General features: G+C 61.2%; 18 protein-coding genes. 7 read left to right on the top strand and 11 right to left on the bottom strand.

Features of this window, described 5'->3' with window-relative positions:
* Positions 1–36 precede the first annotated feature (36 nt).
* Complete coding sequence (locus AB9K35_RS21870; protein WP_369929427.1) at positions 37–963, top strand: LysR family transcriptional regulator; 927 nt, start codon at positions 37–39, stop codon at positions 961–963.
* Positions 964–1,083: 120 nt separating this feature from the next.
* Here AB9K35_RS21870 and AB9K35_RS21865 read toward each other — a convergent pair whose 3' ends face one another.
* Genes AB9K35_RS21865 through AB9K35_RS21855 form a run of 3 tightly spaced genes read right to left on the bottom strand, consistent with a single transcriptional unit; the run spans position 1,084 to position 3,404 of the window.
* Positions 1,084–2,145, bottom strand: coding sequence for a methyltetrahydrofolate cobalamin methyltransferase (locus AB9K35_RS21865; RefSeq protein ID WP_222453064.1), 1,062 nt, complete (start codon positions 2,143–2,145; stop codon positions 1,084–1,086).
* Between the two features lie 9 nt (positions 2,146–2,154).
* Complete coding sequence (locus tag AB9K35_RS21860; RefSeq protein WP_369929467.1) at positions 2,155–3,081, bottom strand: methylenetetrahydrofolate reductase; 927 nt, start codon at positions 3,079–3,081, stop codon at positions 2,155–2,157.
* 26 nt (positions 3,082–3,107) lie between these two features.
* Complete coding sequence (locus AB9K35_RS21855; protein WP_222453066.1) at positions 3,108–3,404, bottom strand: virulence factor; 297 nt, start codon at positions 3,402–3,404, stop codon at positions 3,108–3,110.
* 284 nt (positions 3,405–3,688) lie between these two features.
* On the opposite strand from AB9K35_RS21855, the gene AB9K35_RS21850 reads away from it, so the two are divergent.
* Together AB9K35_RS21850 and AB9K35_RS21845 are read left to right on the top strand one after the other, a co-directional pair.
* Complete coding sequence (locus AB9K35_RS21850) at positions 3,689–4,804, top strand: Ppx/GppA phosphatase family protein (protein WP_369929424.1); 1,116 nt, start codon at positions 3,689–3,691, stop codon at positions 4,802–4,804.
* A 72-nt stretch (positions 4,805–4,876) separates the two neighbouring features.
* The gene (locus AB9K35_RS21845) at positions 4,877–5,593 is read left to right on the top strand and encodes an RlmE family RNA methyltransferase (protein ID WP_222453068.1); all 717 of its coding nucleotides are present in this window, start codon (positions 4,877–4,879) and stop codon (positions 5,591–5,593) included.
* Position 5,594: 1 nt separating this feature from the next.
* Here AB9K35_RS21845 and AB9K35_RS21840 read toward each other — a convergent pair whose 3' ends face one another.
* Both AB9K35_RS21840 and AB9K35_RS21835 read right to left on the bottom strand, forming a co-directional pair.
* Entirely contained in the window at positions 5,595–5,780 is a 186-nt protein-coding gene (locus AB9K35_RS21840; RefSeq protein WP_369929422.1) for a hypothetical protein, read from the bottom strand.
* 124 nt (positions 5,781–5,904) lie between these two features.
* Entirely contained in the window at positions 5,905–6,777 is an 873-nt protein-coding gene (locus AB9K35_RS21835) for a YihY/virulence factor BrkB family protein (RefSeq protein WP_369929420.1), read from the bottom strand.
* Between the two features lie 147 nt (positions 6,778–6,924).
* Here AB9K35_RS21835 and cls point away from each other — a divergent pair, with 147 nt between their 5' ends.
* Positions 6,925–8,340: a cardiolipin synthase gene (cls, locus tag AB9K35_RS21830; RefSeq protein WP_369929418.1), complete on the top strand. Its 1,416-nt coding sequence runs from the start codon at positions 6,925–6,927 to the stop codon at positions 8,338–8,340.
* On the opposite strand, the gene AB9K35_RS21825 is transcribed toward cls, so the two are convergent.
* Positions 8,337–8,774: an ion channel gene (locus AB9K35_RS21825; RefSeq protein ID WP_369929416.1), complete on the bottom strand. Its 438-nt coding sequence runs from the start codon at positions 8,772–8,774 to the stop codon at positions 8,337–8,339. The genes cls and AB9K35_RS21825 overlap by 4 nt on opposite strands.
* A gap of 186 nt (positions 8,775–8,960) precedes the next feature.
* On the opposite strand from AB9K35_RS21825, the gene AB9K35_RS21820 reads away from it, so the two are divergent.
* From AB9K35_RS21820 to AB9K35_RS21810, 3 genes are read left to right on the top strand one after another with little or no spacing between them, the layout of a single operon-like run.
* Complete coding sequence (locus AB9K35_RS21820) at positions 8,961–9,617, top strand: ABC transporter ATP-binding protein (RefSeq protein ID WP_369929414.1); 657 nt, start codon at positions 8,961–8,963, stop codon at positions 9,615–9,617.
* Positions 9,614–12,019, top strand: a complete 2,406-nt coding sequence (locus AB9K35_RS21815; protein ID WP_369929412.1) for an FtsX-like permease family protein — start codon at positions 9,614–9,616, stop codon at positions 12,017–12,019. The genes AB9K35_RS21820 and AB9K35_RS21815 overlap by 4 nt, the downstream gene beginning before the upstream one ends.
* A 34-nt stretch (positions 12,020–12,053) precedes the next feature.
* A complete protein-coding gene (locus tag AB9K35_RS21810) occupies positions 12,054–13,064 on the top strand; it encodes a lipocalin-like domain-containing protein (RefSeq protein ID WP_369929410.1) in 1,011 nt (336 codons plus the stop codon).
* 43 nt (positions 13,065–13,107) lie between these two features.
* On the opposite strand, the gene AB9K35_RS21805 is transcribed toward AB9K35_RS21810, so the two are convergent.
* The 5 genes from AB9K35_RS21805 to AB9K35_RS21785 form a co-directional block, all read right to left on the bottom strand.
* Positions 13,108–13,539, bottom strand: coding sequence for a universal stress protein (locus AB9K35_RS21805; RefSeq protein WP_369929408.1), 432 nt, complete (start codon positions 13,537–13,539; stop codon positions 13,108–13,110).
* Positions 13,536–16,145 carry a TRAP transporter permease gene (locus AB9K35_RS21800; RefSeq protein ID WP_369929406.1) on the bottom strand — a complete coding sequence of 870 codons (2,610 nt, stop codon included), beginning with the start codon at positions 16,143–16,145 and terminating at the stop codon, positions 13,536–13,538. Before AB9K35_RS21800 ends, AB9K35_RS21805 begins: the two co-directional genes overlap by 4 nt.
* A 100-nt stretch (positions 16,146–16,245) precedes the next feature.
* Positions 16,246–17,211 carry a TAXI family TRAP transporter solute-binding subunit gene (locus tag AB9K35_RS21795; RefSeq protein ID WP_222453078.1) on the bottom strand — a complete coding sequence of 322 codons (966 nt, stop codon included), beginning with the start codon at positions 17,209–17,211 and terminating at the stop codon, positions 16,246–16,248.
* A 775-nt stretch (positions 17,212–17,986) separates the two neighbouring features.
* Positions 17,987–21,112, bottom strand: a complete 3,126-nt coding sequence (locus AB9K35_RS21790) for an efflux RND transporter permease subunit (RefSeq protein ID WP_369929404.1) — start codon at positions 21,110–21,112, stop codon at positions 17,987–17,989.
* A gap of 3 nt (positions 21,113–21,115) precedes the next feature.
* Positions 21,116–22,267 (bottom strand): efflux RND transporter periplasmic adaptor subunit, encoded by a 1,152-nt coding sequence (locus tag AB9K35_RS21785; protein WP_369929402.1) that lies wholly within the window; start codon positions 22,265–22,267, stop codon positions 21,116–21,118.
* Positions 22,268–22,455: the final 188 nt, after the last annotated feature.

The following is a 22,455-nucleotide window of genomic DNA, read 5'->3' as shown; positions in this document are numbered from 1 at the left end:
ACCAAACCGCATTCCGCGATATAAGATATCGCCCAGATGAATTTCGCGACCTTTGATCTCAACCTGCTGCGCGTGTTGGACGCGATGTTCCGCGAAGGCTCGACGGTAAAAGCTGCTGAGCGGCTGGGACTGTCACAGTCCGCGGTGTCCGGCGGCCTGTCGCGTCTGCGCCATGCGCTCGGCGATCCGCTCTTTATCCGGCAAGGGAACAGGCTCGTTGCCACTGACTATGCCGCGGGTCTTCGGGAGCCGCTCCGGCAGCAGCTCGAGCACATCGAAGCCATGCTGGCGCCACCGGTACCTTTCGAGCCGACAAGTGCCGAGGGAACCTTCCGGATCGCTGGAAGTGATTTTTTCGCCGAGATGCTGATGCCTGCGCTTGGCGATCTCTTGCAACGCAAAGCACCGGGCATTCGCGCGCAACTCGTTGATCTGGTTCCACAAGACTACGTCGCCAGTCTCGAGCGCAGAAATGCGGATGTGGCCTTGATCCCGGATACGAGCGTGCCCGGATGGGTCCGCCGGGAGACGCTGTTTCGCTCTCCTTTCCACGTAATTGCCAGAGCTGCAAACCCCGGCATTCGCGGCCTGTCCGACGGGCAGGTCATGCCAATGGAGATATTTTGCGCGCTGCACCACGTGCTGTTTTCGCCCGAAGGAAACCTGGCTGCGATGGGCGATGCGGCTCTGGAGCGGGTCGGCAGGAGGCGGCATGTCGCGCTGACCGTTCCGGTTTTTTCAGGCGTGTGTCGCGCAGTTCGTGAAAGTGATCTGATTGCCCTCGTACCGGCCCAATTGGCAGCCGATATGGCAAGGACCTATGATCTCAAGATCTTTGCGCCACCGATGGAGGTAGAGCCACCCGTCATCGTGGGTATCTGGAACCGACGGTTTGATACCGCGCCACTTGCGAAATGGGTTCGAGAGCAGACGTTCACGCTTTTGCGGAAGCTGGATATGTGACGCCGCTGAGTAGTCTGAAACCGGATCGATCGCCACGAGTCGCCTCTGCTGCTCGCGTCTCCTTCGCATAAGAAAAGCCGGGGATTGCCCCCGGCTTCGCTATCCGTTTGACGCCCAGTCTCAGGCGCGACGGCGACGGCTTCCGGCGCGACCACCGCGGCCCCTGCCCTCGGTACCGGCGGCTGCCGGTGCCTTGTTGGCCTTGATCCACTCACCACCATGCGGGTCATTGTTGGTGAGCAGGTTGGCGGCGCGGATCGCTTCCATTTCAGAACCCGCACGCGGTTTGGTGGAGCCCATGCCGAACAGGGTCACGAAAGTTTCGTCATCCATGCCGTCCGGCAGCACGATGCCGGCGGCTTCGACTTCGGCCTTCTTCTCCGCGATCTTCTTTTGCGTCACGGGCAGCGCGACCGGGTTCATAATCGCGGATGTCATGCCAGCCGCCATTGCCATCGGCAGGAAGGCGTTGTTGATCCCATGCCGGTTCGGCAGGCCGAAGGAGATGTTGGACGCACCGCAGGTGGTGTTGACACCCAGTTCTTCACGCAGACGACGAACGAGGGCAAACACCTGCTGGCCGGCGGTGGCCATGGCACCGATCGGCATGACCAGCGGGTCCACCACGATGTCATGTGCCGGGATGCCGAAATCGGCAGCCCGCTCGACAATCTTCTTGGCCACGGCGAAACGGACGTCGGGGTCTTCGGAGATGCCGGTGTCGTCGTTGGAAATGGCGACAACCGGGACATTGTATTTCTTGACCAGCGGCAGAACGATTTCCAGGCGCTCTTCCTCACCGGTAACCGAGTTCAGAAGCGGACGTCCCTCGGCTGCGGCAAGACCGGCTTCCAAGGCGGCAGGCACGGAGGAATCGATGCACAGCGGCACATCGGTCAGGCCCTGAACCAGCTCGATCAGCTTGGTCATGAGCGGCGGTTCGGTCTCGTTGGGGTTGGGGTTGGAGTTGTAAACCACACCCGCGTTGACATCGAGAATGTTGGCGCCAGCCATGACCTGGGCCAGCGCGTCCTGTTCCACGGTGGAAAAATCGCCGGCTTCCAGCTCGGCCGCCAGTTTCTTGCGACCGGTGGGGTTGATGCGCTCTCCGATCACGCAGAAAGGCTCGTCAAAGCCCAGGATCGCGGTTTTGGTTTTTGATTCTACGACTGTACGGGTCATTGTTGATCCTTAGGAGTTGACCGGCTTCGCCGCGGCGCCGCCGTTGTTGATTGCCCAGGTGGCGTTGGTCTTGATGCCGCCCAGCGGGAAGAAATGAACGTTGGTGATGTTGAAGTCCGGGTTCGCGGCCTTGTGCGCCGCCAGCTCTGCGACGACCTCTGTCGGCTCGTAGGGCAGCAGCAGCTTGGACACATCCATGGCACGTTTCTGCAGAACCTTCAGCGACGGGCCCACGCCGCAGGCGATCGCGAACTTGATCAGCGTCTGCAGCTTGGCGGGACCGGCGATGCCGATGTGGATCGGAATGTCGACGCCCGCTTCCTTGATGCTGTTGGCCCATTCGATGATCGGCTTGGCCTCGAATGCGAATTGCGTGGCCAGGGCCATTTTCGCGTCCGTGCGCTCGGAGAATTTCTGTTTCCACAGAAGCGCTTCGAGGACGTTCTTGGTTGAACCGTCGGGATCGATATCCTTGTTACCCTCGGGGTGACCCGCGACATGCAGGTTGGTGAAGCCTGCCTTGTCGAACAGCCCGGTCTCCAAAAGCTGCATCGAGCTGTGGAAATCACCATGCGGCTTTGCCACACCACCGGCCAGCAGCAGGGCCTGCTTTACATCCGCCTCGCCCTGGTAGCGGGCGATCCAGTCCGCCAGGGTTGCCTCATCCTGGATGATGCGGGCCGGGAAATGCGGCATCACCGGGAAGCCTTCGGCGTTCAGTCGCTTGGCCGTGGCCACCATTTCCTCGATCGGGGTGCCTTCGATATGCGCGATGTAGACGCGGGTATCCGCCGGCAGCAGATCGCGGAAGTTCTCGACCTTCGCAGCAGTGCGCGGCATCACTTCGATCGAGTAGCCCTGCAGGAAGGCTTCAACCTCGGGGCTGACGGGCTGGGCCGCGCCGGTGTCACGTTTCTTGAAGTTCAGCAAAGCCATCGCGGCCTCCCATAATGGTGTCAGGCTCATGCCCATCCGTCATTTGCGATCAGAGCCTTCAGACGTTCCTGATCGTATTCCTGCTCCAGACGGGAGGCTTCCGCTTCGGCAATCTCAGCCGGGTCGCCTTCGGCGGCAAAGGGCGCGGCCTTGCGCCACTCTGCCAGATAGGCATCGGCGTCCTTGGCATTGACCTTCATCGCAGCGCGATCGATTGCCTGTTCGAAGCGTTCCTCCAACTGCCGTTTGGCGCCGCGGCGGCCTTTGCCAACGATAACCTGCGCGGGAATATCGCGCCAGTAAACGATGGTGACGTCGGGCATGGCTGGGTTCCTCCTAAGCCTGGATAGACTTCGTTCTAGTGCGCTGACGCGCCGCAGGTTGGTCGGTTTTCGACAACCCGATGGGATTGTGCGACGTTTTGCTGGCCGGAACACTAGCTTTGTGCGCCGCCGAAGGCCACCGGGGCGATCCGCCAAAATATTCATGTGAATTATGAGCAATGTGGCAAGCCGAGGATTTTGCAAAGCGCGGTGGACAGGCGCTTGCGCCGGGGCGACTGCCCACCTATTGTTACAGTTAACACGATAATCGGAGGGCGTGAATCATGGCGCCCAGGCGCTCGAAAGGTGTGGGCGCGTTTCCCAAGGCGGTTGAGACCCCTGCACCGGCCCGACCCGATCCAGACGCGCTTTATGCGGCGCTGGATTTGGGCACAAATAGCTGCCGCATGTTGATCGCTCAGCCCAAGGGCAGCGGTTTTCATGTAGTGGACAGTTTCTCCAAGTCGGTGCAACTGGGCGCCGGACTGGAGCGGACCGGACGGTTGTCGCGGTCTTCAATGGCGCGCACCATTCAGGCATTGCGCATCTGTCAGCAAAAATTGAAGCGCAACAAGGTCAAGCGCATGCGGCTCGTCGCGACCGAGGCCTGCCGCCGCGCCAAGAACGCACGGGATTTCATCCGGCAAGTCAAACGCGAGACCGGTCTGACGCTGGAAATCATCCAGCCCGAGGAGGAAGCCCGGCTTGCGGTCATCTCCTGCGCGCCGCTGGTTTCGACCAGAACAACCCAGCTGTTGGTGGTCGACATCGGCGGCGGCTCTACCGAGCTGGTGTGGATCGACATTTCCTCTGTTCCTCGTCGGGACCGCCCCTCCGCAATCATGCGGTTGCATCACGGCTTCACCCCGGTCGCGTCTTCCCCCTTCCCCGCCGCCAAGGTGGTAGATTGGATCTCCGTGCCGTTGGGCGTGGCAACGCTGCGTGACCAGTTCATCGATGTCGAGGATGACGCGGCACGTTTTGCCCTGATGAGCTGGTTCTTCGAGGAAAACCTGGCTGATTTTGCGCCCTACAAGGACGAGCAGAAACGCGCAGGCTTCCAAATTGTCGGCACCTCCGGAACGGTCACAACCGTCGCGGCGTCACACTTGGGCCTCAAACGCTATGACCGCACCAAGGTCGACGGGCTGCGCATGACCAGCGACCAGATTGACAAGGTGATCCGCAGCTACCTGGAACTGGGTCCCCAGGGGCGACGCCGCGACCCGCGGATCGGCGAGGACCGGCAGGCGCTGATCATGTCTGGGTCGGCCATCCTTCAGGCGCTCCTGCGCTGCTGGCCCACCGACCGTCTGTCGGTCGCGGACCGGGGCCTGCGCGAGGGGCTGCTGTATGCGCAGATGAGCGCAGATGGGGTTCTGGAAGACGGCCCCTTCTAAAGCCGGGCGAAATGCCCTATGTGACGTTACTTGGATTTTCTCAGGGTCCGGCATCCGTCGGAATACAGCGATATGGCAAAGACACCTACTGGCAAGAATACATCCGGCCGCGGCCAGCGTGACCTGAAGGTGAAGGTCAAGAGCGCCCGCGGGCGCAAGCTCAGCTCGACCCGGTGGCTGCAGCGGCAGCTGAACGACCCATATGTTAAGCGGGCGCAGGCCGAGGGCTACCGGGGGCGTGCCGCCTACAAGATCATGGAGCTGGACGATCGCTTCCGGTTCCTTGTGAACGGTGCGCGTGTCGTCGATCTTGGCTGTGCGCCAGGTGGCTGGGCGCAGGTGGCTGTCAAGCGGATCAACGCCCTTGGGGAAAAGCCGGGCAAAGCCGTCGGTCGCATCATTGGCGTCGATCTGCAGGAGGTCGAACCGCTGGCTGGCGCGGAGTTCCACCAGCTGGACTTCATGGATGACGGTGCCGACGAAAAGGTCAAGGAATGGCTTGGCGGCAAGGCAGACGTGGTCATGTCGGATATGGCCGCGGCCAGCTCGGGACACAAGCAGACTGACCACTTGCGCATCATTTCGCTGTGCGAGACAGCGGCCTACTTTGCCTTCGACGTCCTCGAGGAAGGAGGCACCTTTGTTGCCAAGGTGCTGGCCGGCGGTGCCGAGGGCGAACTTCAAAAGCTGCTGAAGCAGAAATTCACCAAGGTGGTCAACATGAAGCCGCCCTCCTCACGCTCCGACAGTTCCGAGAAGTTCGTCGTGGCGACAGGGTTCCGCGGCTAGGTCAAAACCGGAATCGGCGGGGGCTGCTCAGAGATTGCGTCGCAAGGTGGCGCAGCATGAGCGCGGCCTCCCCCTCGCCTTCCGCCAGCCGGTACACGCGCAAGGGTGCCCGGTCTCGCCAGTTTTCCAGCGTTTTGCGCAATTTTGCGAACAACTTTTCCTGGCGGTGCGGGGTCTGCACATTCATCTTGGTCGGTCCTTCTGGAGCGTCGGTGGTGTCACCGGTTTAGACCGCCTTTAGGAACGCATTTGGGCCGAATTGTGGCAGACCCGCCTTATTGTTGAAACTTTGGAGACACCCGTTTCCGAATTCAGCCCTGGGCCCTGTTGGCTTCGTCCGCAAGATCAATCAAGGCCCCGTTGAATTCCGCTCCGATGATCAAGATCGCGGAATTGAGGTATAGAAAGATCATCGCGGCCATCGCCCCGGCCAGTCCTGCATATGTCGCGGAATATTGGGCAAAGCTGCTGACGTAAATGGCGAAACCGCCACCGGCAGCCAGCCACAACAGCAATGTCAGCAACGCGCCGGGGAGAATCCTTTGCCACCGATGCATCCGCCCCGGCAGCAAGAGATGGAAGGACAGCACAGCGCCGACAGGCAGGCTCAGGGCGAATATGCCGCTCAGCCCGCTTTCCAGCCCCTTCGGCACTGTCGCAAAGGGCACGAGATCGGCAAGGTAGCGCATGTAAAGTGGCACCAGGATCTCGACAGTTGCGGCGAGAATGATCCCTGCGCCGCCCAGGATCACCAGTGCGATACACAGTCCGCGCGTTTTCCAGAAGGGGCGCGTGTCAGTGTCGTGATAGGCCTGCACCATCGCCACCCGCACGGCGTCAACGCCGTTGGACGCAAAGTACAGCGCTAGCAGCCCCCCCAGGGTGACCAGTTGAGTGTTCGAGGTGCGCAACACAGCCTTGAGCTCCGCCAGGATCGGCTTGGCGACGGGCGCGGGCCACACACCGAACACGTGGTCGGTCAGTTGCTCCATTTCGAGGTTTTGCGAGAACAGCCCCGCAAGGGTGCCGGCAAGGGCCACGGAAAACAACACGAATGGGAACAACGCCAACATCATCGACATGGCGATGTGGCTGCTCATGACCCAGCCGTTTTTCTGGTTGAAACGGCGGGCGGCGATCAGCAGGGCTGTCGGCCAACGGTGTATCGGCGGCAAGATCATCATGGCCACAAGTTCCCACAAGCGCTGCGAATTTTCCAGCCATTGACAAATGCGGCCGGTGAAACTCACATTCTGGCAACAGTCGCCGCAGCTGATGGCCCGCTTGCAACGGCCTCGGTACGAATTCAGATTTTAGGCAAGGGGGCATGAATGGTGTGGTTCGTCCTCAGCACCGGTGCGTTGGTCGTGATCTGGGGTGTGGCCGCGGTTGCCGCCTTACGGGCAGCGCGCACGTCCCGAACGCCCCAGGGGGCGATCGGCTGGGTCGTCTTCCTGCTTTCGGCTCCGATGATCGCGTTGCCCGCCTTCATGGTGTTCGGCGATCACCGTTTCAGAGGGTATTGGCGGGCCCGGCGCGCCGCGGAAAGGGCCTTGCTGCCACGCCGCGCCAAGACGAGCGCCCTCTCGGAACCGCCGTTGACGCTGCCCATCAACCCGGCCCCCTTCGAGGCGATTGCCGGCTTCAAGATCTGCCGTGGCAACGACATGACATTGCTGGTCAACGGGCGGCAGACCTTCGATAGCATTTTCGAAGCGATTGACGGGGCGCAAGAGTATATATTGCTTCAATATTACATACTGCGTTCGGACAGCATCGGAGACCAGCTGCATGCGCGGTTGCTGGCCGCCGCCAAACGCGGCGTGAAAATCTGGATGATGGTGGACAAGATCGGCAGTCGCCAGCTGCCGCGCGCCTATATCGAGGAACTGGAACACGCCGGTATCCACCTCGTGGCACCGGGACGCTATCGCCGCCCCTGGACGCGGATGCGGATCAATTTCCGCAATCACCGCAAGACGGTCATCGTTGATGGTCGCATCGGCTTTACCGGCGGAATCAACGTCGGGGATGAATACCTCGGCCTCTCCCCGACCCTATCGCCCTGGCGCGACACCCATGTCAGGCTGAGCGGTCCCGTGGTGCTGCAGCTCCAGCTGTCTTTTGCCGAAGACTGGCATTGGTACACGCAGGAACCAATTCTGGATCACCTGCACTGGGAGCCGCACCCCGGCACGGAGGACAGGCCCGCCTTGATCGCGGCAACCGGTCCCGGCGATGCCGTGGGCAATGGGTCAATGCTGTATTTTTCCGCCATTACCGCCGCGCAGGAACGGGTCTGGCTGGCCTCCCCCTATTTCGTTCCCGATCAGGAAGTCAGCGCCGCCTTGCAGCACGCCAGCCTACGCGGCGTGGATGTGCGGATCCTGTTGCCGGAGAAAGTCGACCATTATTTGCCGTGGCTTGCCAGCTTCGCCTTCTTTGATGAACTTCAGGCCGCGGGCGTTCAGATCTACCGCTATCGTGACGGGTTCATGCATCAGAAGTGTTTTGTCGTCGACGAGACGCTGTCCGGCGTTGGCACTTGCAACCTCGACAACCGTTCGTTCCGGTTGAACTTTGAAACCATGGCATTGCTGTTTGATCAGGCGTCAGCCCTCGACGTTGCTGAAATGCTTGAGCGCGACTTTGTCAACGCAAGCGATGAGCTGGAGCCGCTGAGCCAACAAAAGCCCCTGCTGCGGATCATGGCCCCCATGGCAAGGCTGCTGGCGCCCGTGCTTTAATCAGGCGCGTCAGGTGCTTGATCTTCGTGGAAAAACAACCGTCCCATCGCGGTCACCAGGAAAGCGGTGCTGATCCCGAACGACAGAACGCCGTTCACCGAGGCCAGACCCGCACCGACTCGCAACGACGGATCCAGCACGACGTCGCCATAACCCACAGTGGTATAGGTCACCAGGATAAAGTAGACGGCCGTGTTCCAATCCGGCAGCGCACCATTGAGGTAGAAGGCTATCGACCAGATCCAGACCTGTACCGTGTGACTGGCGAGAATGGTGAAAATCGTGATGACCAGGATGCAGCCCGACTGCCATCTGTGGAACGGCTTGTCGAAGAGCGAGAACAAGCGTTTCAATTGCGCGCCCCACCAGACCAGCATGGCGATCTGCAGCAGCAGGCAAAGGCTGAGGAAGATCGAACCCCAAATCAGTTGCACCCATAAGGTCATCGGGAGTGCCTGCCTCTTGTTTGATAAATTTCTGCCAACCTAGGAACTTAACAGCTGTCTCGCAACGCTCTTGGCGCGTCAATTCGAAGCTGGCCGTCAGGCTGGACAACCCTTTCACAAGCCTGTTCAGTGCAATGATGGCAGACAAACGGACTGCAGGAGGTTCGGCGCACCATGGTTTTGTCGATCCGCAATGTAACCAAAACCTATCCTGGGCAGGATCCGACGAGCGCGGTTCTGCGGGGAGTCTCGCTGGAGCTTGCTGCCGGTCGCACCCTTGCGCTGACCGGGGAAAGCGGATCGGGCAAGAGCACGCTGTTGCACCTAGCCGGCGCGTTGGACCTGTTCGACACCGGAGAGATCACCGTCGCGGGAACCGCCCTGTCCTCGCTCTCGGACCGGGAGCGAGCGGCTCTGAGGCGAACGAAAGTTTCGTTGGTTTTCCAGCAATTTAACCTGATCCCTTCACTGAGCGTGGAGCGGAACGTCGCCCTGCATGCCCAGCTCGGTGAGCGCTGGGACCCGAAGTGGGGAGCCGAAGTGATGGATCGGCTTGGGCTGGGGGATCTGAGATCGCGGTTTCCGGACCAATTGTCGGGCGGGCAGCAGCAACGGGTAGCCATTGCCCGCGCGCTCGCCCTTCGCCCGACCTTGCTGCTGGCGGATGAACCTACCGGCAACCTCGATGAAAGCTCCAGTGCGACAGTGATGACGTTGATGCTCGAGCTTGTACGTGACAGTGGAACCGCGCTGTTTCTGGTCACTCACTCCCGCAGTATTGCGTCGATGCTGGATCAGCAGCTGCACTTGCATCACGGACGCATCGAATGATCCGGGCTGCCTTTCTGGCCCTTCTGTCCCACTGGCTGCGGCATCCGCTGCAATTGGTGACTCTGGCGGTCGGACTGGCGCTGGCAACCGGGCTGTGGTCCGCAGTGCAGGCGATCAATTCAGAGGCACGCGCGAGCTACAAACAAGCGGAAGAACAGCTTGCAGGGATGGCTGGCGCCCGCCTGGTTCCAATGGAAGGTTCGATATCACTTGACCAGTTTGCCCGCCTGCGTCGCGCAGGATGGCAGGTGACGCCCGTTTTAACGGGTAACGTAAATTTTGGCGATCAAGCATTTGATATCATGGGGATAGACCTGCTGGGCCACCCCCTTTCCGCCGCCCTCATAACAGAACAAGGCGCCCCGGATTTGACTGCGCTCACCCCACCTGGGCTGCTGTTCGCTCACACGGACACCGCTGCTCGGCTAGCCCGGTTGCAGGACAGCATCCCTATGCGCGCGGTTGAGGATGTGCCGCGCGACCTGCTGATCGCGGATCTGAGCCTGGCGGGCCGCCTGTTGAACCAGTCGCATCAGATCAGCTACCTGCAACTTTTGCCCACGCAACGATCCGGCCTTCAGCCTCTTGCCGAACTGGTCCCGGAATTGCGCCTTGATGCATCAGGCGACGCTGCGGACACCGCCCGGCTCACGGAGAGTTTCCACCTCAATCTAACGGCTTTTGGACTGCTGTCTTTCGCGGTGGGCCTGTTCATCGTACAGGGCGGCATCGCGCTCAGTCTTGAGCAACGGCGGGCCATGCTGCGCACCCTGCGAGGGCTGGGTCTTTCCTTGCGCCTGATTGTCTTGCTGATTGCAGCGGAGTTGATGGCGATTGGTATCCTCTCCGCGCTTCTGGGCCTCGCTGGCGGCTATCTTGTCGCGGCAGCCCTGCTACCGGATGTCAGCGCCACCCTGTCAGGTCTGTACGGCGCGCAAATCGAGGGAGGCTTAGAGCTGCGGCCCACCTGGGTGCTGTCCGGGTTGGGAATGGCCTTGGCGGGCGTATTCGTCGCCGGCGCCCAGGCCTTGTATGAAGTCTGGCAGATGCCCTTGCTCGCTGCGCCTGCCTCGCAGGCGCGCGGCCAGCACGTTCGTCGCTCCTACAGGCTGCTGGCGATTGCGGGGGTGGCCCTCCTGATGCTCGGAGCAGTAATCTTGCTTGTTTCCGAAGGGCTTCTCGGAGGTTTTGCATTTCTCAGCGCGTTGATGCTCGGGGCGGCGTTACTCTTGCCGCAGCTCATCACGTTGTTGCTCACGCTGGCGCAGCGATTTGCGCGCGGGCCTTTTGCAGGCTGGCTGTTGGCGGACACCCGCGCACAGCTGCCGGGCATGTCGCTGGCGCTGATGGCGCTCCTGTTGGCGCTGGCGGCAAATATTGGCGTAACGACAATGGTTTCCAGCTTTCGCCTCACGTTCACCGCTTGGCTGGATCAGCGGCTCGCGGCGGAGCTCTACGTGACTGTGCGGAATGATCACCAGGGGGCAGCGTTACAGGACTGGCTGGCGGCTCGCGATATTCCCGCGCTTCCTGTTCGGCGTGCCGACCTTCGCTACGAGGGCCTGCCGCTGCGTGTTTACGGTGTAGTCGATCACGCCACCTACCGCGATCATTGGCCGTTGCTGGACGCGAAATCCGATGCATGGGATCGCATGTTTCGACGTGGAGCAACCATGATAAATGAGCAAATGGCGCGCCGCCACGGCTTAAAACCCGGAGATGCCGTCGCATTGCAATCCGGTTGGCGCGCAGAAGTGGTCGGAATCTATTCCGATTTCGGAAATCCTGACGCACAGGCAATTGTCGCTCTGCCGACCCTGCTGGCGCAGATACCCGGCGTGCCGAACCGGCAGTTTGGCCTTCGCGTACCCGAAGAAGAGATTTTTCCCGTCTCCAAGGCCATACGAGACGCCTTTGATCTGCCTGCAGACGCCATAACGGATCAGCGGACGATCAAAATGCGGTCACTCGCGATCTTCGAGCGCACCTTTGTCATTACCGCCGCCTTGAACCTTCTGACTCTCGGGGTGGCAGGATTTGCCATGCTCAGCAGCCTGCTGACCCTTTGGGCGCAAAGGCTGCCTCAACTGGCGCCGGTCTGGGCCATGGGCCTGACCCGGCGACAACTGGCCGCGACGGAGCTGCTGCGCAGTCTTCTGCTTGCGGCCATGACCGCGCTTCTTGCCTTGCCACTGGGGTTGGCACTGGCTTGGGCGCTGCTGGCGGTCATCAACGTTGCCGCCTTTGGCTGGAAGCTGCCGATGTACCTGTTTCCCGATGATTGGCTTCAACTCTTCCTGCTGGCCCTGCTTGCCGCCGCGCTGTCGGCAGCCCTGCCGGCATGGAGGCTAAGCCGACTGGACCCCGCGGATTTGTTGAAGGTATTTGCCAATGAACGCTAGGTCGTGGCTCATCGCCGCCTGTTTCCTGCTCCCTATGCCCTTCGCCGCAGAGGCACAGGGCTATGCGGGCCTCGGCTCCCGTGCCGAGGGGTTTGCTATCCCGCGTCCGAACACGCCACTCAAGTTCCCGGAAGATCACGGCCCGCACCCGGATTTTCGTATTGAATGGTGGTACTTGACCGCCAACCTTCAGTCCGCGGATGGCACCAAATATGGTGTCCAGTGGACTTTGTTTCGTTCGGCCTTGGCACCGGGGAACGAAGATGGCTGGCAGAACCCTCAGATCTGGATGGGTCATGTGGCTGCAACATCGCGCGATCGGCATCTGTTCGCCGAGCGCATTGCCCGCGGCGGCACCGGCCAGGCCGGGGTCACCGCCCAGCCATTTTCCGCATGGATTGACGATTGGCGGATGCAGGCACAATCAGATGGAATTTCAGAACTCAACCTCGCAGCCCAAGCATTTGATTTTCATTATAATTTGGACCTGAAAGCTGAAGGCCCGCTGGTCCTCCACGGTGCGGATGGCTATTCAGTCAAATCGGACCTCGGTCAGGCCAGCTACTACTATTCGCAGCCCGACTACCAGGTTCAAGGCACATTGAGCCTCGGTGATGGCCCGGTGAAGGTCAGCGGCTCTGCCTGGCTGGACCGGGAATGGTCCAGCCAGCCATTGGCTGCAGACCAAAGCGGTTGGGATTGGTTCTCGCTCAGTCTTGACAGCGGCGACCGCCTGATGGGGTTTGTGCTGCGCGGCGAAAACGGCAATTTCTCATCTGGCACCTGGATCGGCGCCGATGGCTCCGTCAGCGCGCTTGCCCCGGGTGCATTTCAGGCCGAGCCTTTGGAGACAACTACAGTCGCCGGGCGCGAGATCCCGACACGATGGCACCTCGTGCTTGAGGAGCGGGATCTTTCCGTGGAAGTCCAAGTGCTTAACCCGCAAAGTTGGATGGGTACCCAGTTTTCATATTGGGAGGGACCGGTCGAGGTCAGCGGCAGCCATAGCGGCCAGGGGTATCTGGAAATGACCGGTTATGAATAAGGGCGCCCGAAGGCGCCCTTAAGTCTTGGGGATTCATGCGGGTTCAACGCACGACAAAGACCGAGCAATCCGAGTGCCGGATCACCCGCGCGGCATTGGGGCCCAACAGGTAGTCCTTCAGATCCGGCTTGTGCGCGCCAATCACGATCAGACCGCTGCCGGCCTTTTCTGCAACCTTCAGGATTTCCTGATAGGCCGTGCCAGTCGCAACCAGATGACGAACCTTGGCGTTGCGCTCGTCCCCCAGAAGCTTGTCACACAGCTCGCTCAGCCGTCTGGTCGCTTCCTTGACCGCTTTTTCATGGTGGTGCTTCTCAAAGAAGCCCGACACCCAGCTTTCACCGAAATCCGGCAAAACGTTGAGAACGTCCAGCTGGCTGCCTTCCAGATCGGCAAGCTTGGCGGCCTGGATCAGGACCTTCTCGTCCGTCTCCCGATCGCTCAGCTCCAATGCGCAAAGAACGGGTTTGCTCATGCCGGTACTCCTTCCTGTTCACGGGCGCGGCCGCGTTGCAGCAGCGCGATCAGCGCCACCAGCAGAAGAGCCGGGATGAAGACCAGCTCCTTGGGCAGCTGGCTTGCCGGGGCCTGGATTGCCTGGATCTGCACTGGTTCATCGGCATAGAAGTCAAAGCTCTCCAGGTTGGGTGCAGCCGGTGTGCCGAACATCGGCTCATCCAGCTTCATCATCCCGTCTTCCTCCAGCAGCAGCAGACCATAGGCGTCGACGGCTTGCTGGCCACCGCTACCATCGGCTGTCAGCACCATGGTGGTGGACTTGATCTCGCCAGTGTCGAAATCCGGTCCTTCCACGGTGATGCGGAACTCTGCCCCCGGCTCCGCGGTATCGAGCGCCTGCACCAGTTGGGTGGGCGGGACATCGGCGAACGGCGGCATCACCCGATCCATAAAGAAATCCGGTCTGAACAGCGCGAAAGCTGCAAAGATCAGCAGAATGCTTTCATAGATCCGGTTGCGGCTGACGAAATACCCCATGGTGCCGGCGGTGAAGACGAGGATAGCGATCGTCGCGGAGATCGCCACCAGTATCCCTTGTGCCCAGGTCACATCGATCAAAAGCAGGTCGGTGTTGAAGATGAACACAAACGGCAAGGCCACGGTCCGCAAGCTGTAGAAGAACGCGGTGAACCCGGTGCGGATCGCGTCACCGCCCGACACGGCCGCCGCGGCAAAGCTCGCCAGCCCAACGGGCGGGGTCACATCGGCCATGATGCCAAAGTAGAACACGAACAGATGCACGGCGATCAGCGGAACGATCAGGCCCGACTGGGCCCCCAGTTCCACCACGACGCCGGCCATCAGCGAACTGACAACGATGTAGTTGGCGGTGGTCGGCAAACCCATGCCCAGCACCAGCGACAGAAGTCCGACCATCACCAGCATCAGGATCAGGTTGCCACCCGAGATGAACTCAACCAGCTCCGACATCACCTGTCCCACGCCGGTCAGGGTCACGGTCCCCACGATCACGCCCGCGGTGGCCGTGGCCAGCGCGATGCCGATCATGTTGCGCGCCCCGTCGATCAGGCCGTTCCAAAGGTCAGTGACGCCCTCCACAAAGGCATTCGCAGCGGTATTCTGGCCGCGGAAGATCGCCTTCAGCGGTTTCTGCGTCAGCAGAATGACGAACAGCAGCGCGGTCGCCCAGAACGCGGACAGGCCCGGCGATTTCTGTTCGATCATCAGGAAGTAGACCAGCACGATGATCGGCAGCAGGTAATGCAGACCTGCCTTGTAGATCTCGGACACGACCGGCAGCTCGACCTTCTCGGAATTGGGGTCGTCCGGAACCAGGTCATCCGCGCCTGCCGCCAGCCAAAGGAGGCCGATGTAAGTCAGCACCAGCAGCGCCGACAGCATCAGCCCGGAGGCATCCGGCATCGCGGCAACGATCCACTGCACCGGGAACTGCACGCCGTAGCACAGGCCGGCAAAGCCCGCAAAGAACAGTGCCATGCCACCAATGGTGCGCCCCATGGACACCACCCGGTTGCCCAGGGTCGGCATGTTCCGCTTCACCGCTTCCAGATGCACGATGTACACCAGCGCGATGTAGGAAATCGCGGCCGGCAGGAAGGCATGGGTGATCACCTCGACATAGGAAATGCCGACATATTCCACCATCAGGAAGGCCGCAGCGCCCATCACCGGCGGCATGATCTGGCCGTTGACCGAGGACGCAACCTCGACCGAGCCTGCCTGCTCGGAGGTGAAGCCCACCCGCTTCATCAGCGGAATGGTGAAGGTGCCGGTGGTGACAACATTGGCAATGGATGAGCCCGAAATCAGACCGGTTGCGGCAGAGCCGACAACGGCCGCCTTGGCGGGGCCGCCGCGCAGGTGGCCAAGGGCGCCAAAGGCCATCTTGATGAAGTAGTTTCCTGCCCCGGCCTTGTCGAGCAGCGCGCCGAACAGCACGAACAGGAAGACGAACTTTGTCGAAACACCCAGGGCGATGCCAAACACGCCTTCCGAGGTGATCCACATGTGGCTCATGGCCTTTTTCAGGCTGGCGCCTTTCCAGCGGATGACTTCGGGCACCCATTCGGAAGAGCCGAAGAAGACATAGGCCAGGAAAATCGTGGCAATGATCGCCATTGCCGGACCAAGCGCCCGGCGTGCGGCCTCGAACAGCAGGATCAGGCCCGCAAGGGCGAACCACTTGTCCATATCATCGGCAAGCCCGCCGGAATCGACGATTTTCTGATAGAAAATATACCCATAAAGCGCGATTGCAGCGCCCAGAATGGCGAAGATCCAGTCCTGGATCGGGATCTGACCACGGGGACTGGATTTGAACGCCGGATAGGCGGCATAGGCCAGGGATATGGCAAACGCCAAATGGATTTGCCGGGAATTGTTCACCACGCTGCCCGGCAGCAGCATGTTGGAAACCGGTGAGGCGAGAATGACTTGGAAAACCGACCAGATGACCGCAACGATAGCGAGGAACAGGCCGACACTCCCGGCGGGATTGCGGGCGCCTGCGTCAGAGGACGCGACCAGTTCCTGAAGCTCTTCTTCGCTGAGCGGTCGATTTCCCTGAGCATCGGATGTCATGGATAATCTCCCTTTGGGCCAGCGCCGATAGCGCGGCCGCTATTTCCCCCTAGGGGCAAAAACGGGGCGCTTTGGCGCCCCGTTCCGTTGCTGGCTCGACTTACTCGATCCAGCCCTTTTCCTTGTAGTACTTGGCAGCGCCGGGATGCAGCGGCGCCGACAGGCCGTCCTTGATCATCTCTTCCGGCTTCAGGTTGGCGAAGGCCGGGTGCAGCTTCTGGAAGGCTTCGAAGTTTTCGAAGACCGAGCTGACCACTGCGTAGACCGCATCTTCGGACACGTCTGCCGAGGTCACGAAGGTCGCGCCCACACCAAAGGTCTTGGTGTCTTCGTCGGTGCCGCGGTACATGCCGCCGGGGATGGTCGCGGTGCGGTAGAAGGAGTTTTCTTCCACCAGCTTTTCAACGGCTTCGCCATCGACGGTCACCAGCACCGAGTCACAGGCGGTGGTGGCTTCCTGGATGGAGCCGGACGGGTGACCAACGGTGTAGATCATCGCGTCGATCTGGTTGTCGCACAGCGCTGCGGACTGTTCTGCCGCCTTCAGCTCGGTTGCCAGGGCGAAATCTTCCATGCCCCAGCCCTTGGCTTCCATCAGCACTTCCATGGTGCCGCGCTGGCCGGAACCCGGGTTGCCGATGTTGACGCGCTTGCCTTTGAGGTCGTCAAAGGTCTCGATGCCGGCATCGGCACGGGCGACCACGGTGAAGGGCTCCGGGTGTACGGAGAACACGGCGCGCAGGCCTTCAAACGGACCTTGTTCCTCGAATTTGGAAGTGCCGTTATAGGCGTGGTACTGCCAGTCGGACTGGGCCACACCGAACTGAAGCTCACCTTCGCGGATGGTGTTGATGTTGTAGACCGAACCGCCGGTAGATTCGACGGCGCATTTGAAGCCATGCTCCTTGCGGCCCTTGTTTACCAGGCGGCAGATCGCGCCACCGGTGGGGTAATAAACACCGGTCACGCCGCCGGTGCCGATGGTGATGTATTCCTGCGCGGATGCGGCCGGCGCGACGAAGGCGGCGGTCACCAAAGCACCGATGGTCAGCTTGGTGTGTTTCATGATCAAGTCTCTCCCACTTGTCTTATGATTGGCGGCCCTGCACATGCGCCGCCGGGGCGAAACCGTCCGGGGCGGGCTCTGTAAAACAGAAACCGACAGGCAGGGCGCGTGCAGGTGAAATGCACCTGCAAAAGGTTTCATTGCCACCTCCCCAAGTCAAGGGTGCTATTAATTGACGCACCCCCTAAATCGATATTTTTCCGCGCTTTGACGTGACTTACCAATTTTTCCCCGTCCCGTGTCACCGGCACGGGCGCAGCGACATGAAAAGGTATCTCTTGCAAGGGGAAAAAAGCTGTGGGCGATTCTGTTTCCGGCCACGGATGTCAGCAAATCGTGGACGCGACGCTGCTCGGCGACACGTCGCGAAAATCGCCCAGGTTTGCCAAACTAGGAGGTGACAAACTGACGCTCGCTCTCCTATAAGCTGTGCCAGAATAGCCTCGGCATTGGATCGACCGGGGCAGAAACAGGGGACCCGGCCAACATGCGTTTGAGCCAGATCATTGGAGAGAACCCGTCACTGACCGGGTTCTGGGCGCTGGAGCTTTGCGTGTCAGCAGAAGCCCGAAGACTGCCGATCGATTTCTGCGCTCCGCTGACATGCGATGTCGAGCCAGAGTTCAGATGCACGCCCAGAAAGTGGGACCTGATCCTTGCTGCGGCCCACGAACGTGGGTTGCGTGCTCGCGAACTGTAGCCCTTCAGAACAGGGCAGCCGCCGCCCCTGCCCCGCGAATTTCTGCGGGACAGGGACCTTGGTTGCAAACAGGCGTCACTCAGCCGGTTTCGTGGCCGCTGTGCCGCGCACCCGCTCACGCAACCCCTGCATCACGGCATAAAGGACCGGCACTAGGATAACGCCCAGCACGGTGGCCGCCAGCATGCCGCCGAACACAGCGATGCCGATCGCTTTCTGGCTGGCTGCGCCAGCGCCAGAGGCCGCAATCAGCGGCACGACCCCCAACAAGAACGACAGCGCCGTCATCATGACGGCCCGGAAACGCTGGCTGGCAGCCTCGCGCGCGGCTTCGACAATCGTCTTGCCGGCGGCCCGCTGCTCCATCGCGAACTCGACGATGAGGATGGCGTTCTTGGAGGCAAGCCCGATCAACATGATCATGCCGATCTGGGTGTAGAGGTTGATGTCGCCGCCCATCAAAGCCACCGCGGCGACCGCCCCGAACAAGGCGACGATCACCGATAGCAAGATCGCGACGGGCATGGTCCAGCTCTCGTATTGGGCCACCAGGAACAGGTAGCCGAACAGGACTGCCATGCCGAGGATCACCACGACCAGACCGGCCGAATCGAGCTGCTGCTGGGCAGTGCCGGTCCACTCAAAGGCATAGCCCGGCGGCAAAGCGGTGGCGGCCTCCTCCTGCATCACGCGGATCGCATCGCCGGTGGACAATCCCTCGGCAGGAACCGCCGTGACCGTTGCGGACCGGAAGATGTTATGGCGCTTGAGCAGCACGGGTCCGAGGATGTTTTCAACATCGATGAGGGTCGACAGCGGCACCATCTCTCCAGTTTGCGCCCGCACGTGGAGGTTTCCGATGTCCTCGATCTTTTCCCGATGCGAGCCCTCGGCCTGCAGTAGCACCTTGTAGACCCGACCGAACAGATTGAAATCATTGACGTAGTAGGAGCCCAGCTGGGCCTGCATGGTCTGGAAAACCTCGGAGATCGACACATTCAATGTCTTGGCTTTTTCCCGGTCAAGATCCACGAAGACCTGCGGCACATTCGCCCGGAAGGTCGTGTAGGCCTGGGCAATCTCTGGCCGCTGGTTCGCGGCGTAGACCAGCGCGCCCAACGCCTGGGACAGGTCCTGCGGGCTGCCGCCTGCCGTCTGCTGCACTGCCATCTCGACGCCGGCAGACATCCCCAAGCCCGGGATCGGCGGCGGGTTGAACGCCACGATGCTTGCGGCGGCCTCCTGGTTGGCAATCCCGTATATCTGCCCAAGGATGGCGTCAGGCTGCTGGCTGTCCTCGCCACGTTGGTCCCAGGGGGCAAGGTTGGCGATGATCATTGCACCATTGGCGCTTGCGCCGTTCAGCAGGCTGAACCCGTTGACCAGCACCGTACCTTCTACGCCGGGAATGGCGCGGATTTGCGCGTCCACCCGTTGTGTCACCTGTTCGGTGCGCCCCAAGGCCGCCGCATCGGGCAGCTGGATATCCACGAACAGATAACCATTGTCTTCAGCAGGCAGGAACCCCTTGGAAGACGCATTGAACAATCCGCCGGTCCCCAGCGCCACGGCCGCGATGATCGCAAGGCCGATCAGCGGCAGACGCAGGAAGCGACTGACGACGCTGGTATACCCGTCGCGCAGACCGCCAATTCCCCGCTCAAACAGCGCCAATGCGCCGGACGGGGCGCCCTTGCGGGGCTTCAGGATCAGCGCGCACAGGGCGGGTGACAATGTCAGGGCATTGATCGAAGAGATCACCACAGCGATCGAAATGGTGACCGCGAACTGCGAATACAGCCGCCCGGTGATCCCCGGCATGAAGGTGACCGGGACGAACACCGCAAGAAGCACAAGTGTGGTCGCGATCACCGGGCCGGTGATCTGACCCATTGCGCGGCGGGTGGCTTCTGCCGGTGGCAAGCCTTCTTCGGCAATGATGCGTTCGACGTTCTCCACGACCACAATCGCATCATCCACCACGATGCCGATCGCCAGCACCAGTGCGAACAGCGAAATGGTATTCAAGGACATCCCCATCGCCAGCAGGAAGGCGAATGTGCCGATCAGCGATACCGGAATGGCCACCGCCGGAATGATCGTTGCGCGAAGCGATCCCAGAAAGATGAACACCACCGAGATCACCAGGATGAAGGTCATCACCAGTGTCGAGACGACATCGTTCAGGGACTGTTCGACGAAGTCGGTTGTGTTGAAGGGAACGGTATATTCCACATCGTCCGGAAACGCCGCCGACAGACGCTCAAGCTCCGCGAGAACCGCATCGGACACGGCCAGCGCATTTGCGCCGGGCGCCTGATAGACCGCGAGGATCGTCGAGGGCACACCATCGTTGAAGCCGGACGCACTATAGGTGGAAGCGCCCAGCTCAACCCGCGCCACATCCGAGAGCCGGACCGAGCTGCCGCCACTGCCCGTGCGGATGACGATGTCTTCGAATTCGCTGACTTCGGTCAGCCGTCCCTTGGACTTGATGGTGTATTGAAATACCTGATCGCCCGGCACCGGTGGTGCGCCGACCTGGCCTGCCGAAACCTCGACGTTCTGTTCGCGAATGGCGCCGATCACATCGGAGGGTGCGATACCGAGCCCGGCCATCTTGTTCGGATCCAGCCAGATGCGCATGGCATATTCGAAATTGGTCAGGATATCCGCCTTGCCGACACCTTCGACGCGCGACAAGGCATCCTTGATGTTGATGGCAGCGTAGTTCGACAGGAACACGTTGTCATAGGTGTTACCGGGTGAGGTCAGCGCCGCCACCAACAGCATGTTGGATGAACTCTTCTGGGTGACGACCCCACTGGCCGTCACTTCGGCGGGCAAACCGGCCATCGCCTGGGCCACCCGGTTCTGCACATTGACCGCCGCGATGTCGGGGTCGGTGCCGACTTCAAACGTGACCGCCAGAGAATAGCCGCCGTTGTCCGAGGAGGTGGAGGTCATGTAGACCATCCCGTCAACGCCGTTCACCTGCGCCTCGATCGGTGCGGCGACGCTCTTTTCAACGGTCTCGGCATTGGCCCCGGGATAGCTGGTGGAGACATTCACGACCGGCGGCGTGATCTCGGGGAACTGGGCGACCGGCAATGCCAAGTAGCCGATCACCCCCATCACGGTCAGCACCAGGGAAATGACGATCGCGAACTTCGGCCGCGAAATGAAAATTGACGACAGCATCGGTCAGTCCCCCGCCTGCCCGGCCAGAACCGGATCAACCGCCACGCCTGGCCGGATCTTTTGCAGGCCTTCGACCACCACGCGGTCGCCCTGCGCCAGGCCATCCAGCACGATGATGTCGGCGCCCCGGGCATCGCCCGTCACGATGTAGCGCTGTTCGACCTGGTTCTGATCATTCACCACCAGCACGAACGGCCCCTGCTGGTCGCGCTGTACCGCGACCTGCCGGATCGTCAGCCGGTCAACGGGCTCCTGGGATTGCAGGCCAACCGTCAGGAATGCGCCGTCCAGAAGCAGCCGGTGCTCATTGGGGAATTTTGCCCGCAGGGTGACGGCTCCGGTTGCAGGGTCCACGCGGTTCTCGGCAAAGGCAATGCGGCCACGCTCTTCCAGCGGGGAGCCGTTCGGCAACACCACAAAGACTTCGGGCGCCTGAGTGCTATCAGAGCGGTCAATGCCGCCGGCGTCCATCATCTGCAACACTTCGACGAATTGCTTTTCGTTGAGCGAGAACGACACGTAAATCGGCGCCTCCCGCACGAGGTTGACCAAAGGAGCGCCGCCCGGACTGATAACGTCGCCAAGGCTGACAGCAATACGCCCGATCCGTCCGGAAAACGGAGCCCGGATTTCGGTATAGCTCAGATCCAGCTCGGCCTGGCGAATGGCGGCTTTGGCCGCACGCACCTGTGCCTCTGCCACCAGCTCATTCGCCCTGGCGGTATCCCGGTCTGCCTCCGGCACTGACCCGCGCGCCAACAGTTCCTGCTTGCGCTCGAGTTCCAGCTTGGCCAACTCGAGGTTGGCCTCAGCCTTCGCAAGGTCCGCACGACGGCTCTCCAACACGGCCTCGTAGGAGCTGCGCTCGATCCGGAACAGCACGTCGCCGTCGGTGACTTCGGCGCCGTCCTCAACCAAGATCTCTTCCAGATAGCCACTGACACGTGCGGTGATGTCCGCCTTGTCGATTGCCTCCCCGCGACCAATGAAACTTGCACTGTCCCGGACCGGCTCGATCACCGCCTCCGAAACGGAGACCCGCGGAGTCGCCCCCTGTTGTTGGGCCCATCCGGGATCTGCGCACAGCAAGCCAGCTGCCAGTCCGACGGCAAGCACACTGCGCGCGCGTCCGGCACCAGTACCAATGGATTTCATTGCATAGCCTTTCAAACAATCAGATAAATTCAGGCCACGACCCGTAGCCGTCGCGGCGTTCGCTCTATGTGTAGGTGCATTGAACACTTTGAAAGGTCGCTGCTGCAAGTACGTCGGACCCTGCGGCGAAAATCAGCGCCAATCGCGATGCCCGCGTGCCGCAGCACTTGAACGCGGCGGCAATATCC

The organism is Leisingera sp. XS_AS12 (genome assembly GCF_041224635.1).
GTDB lineage: Bacteria > Pseudomonadota > Alphaproteobacteria > Rhodobacterales > Rhodobacteraceae > Leisingera.
This window is presented reverse-complemented; position numbering and strand designations above follow the sequence as displayed.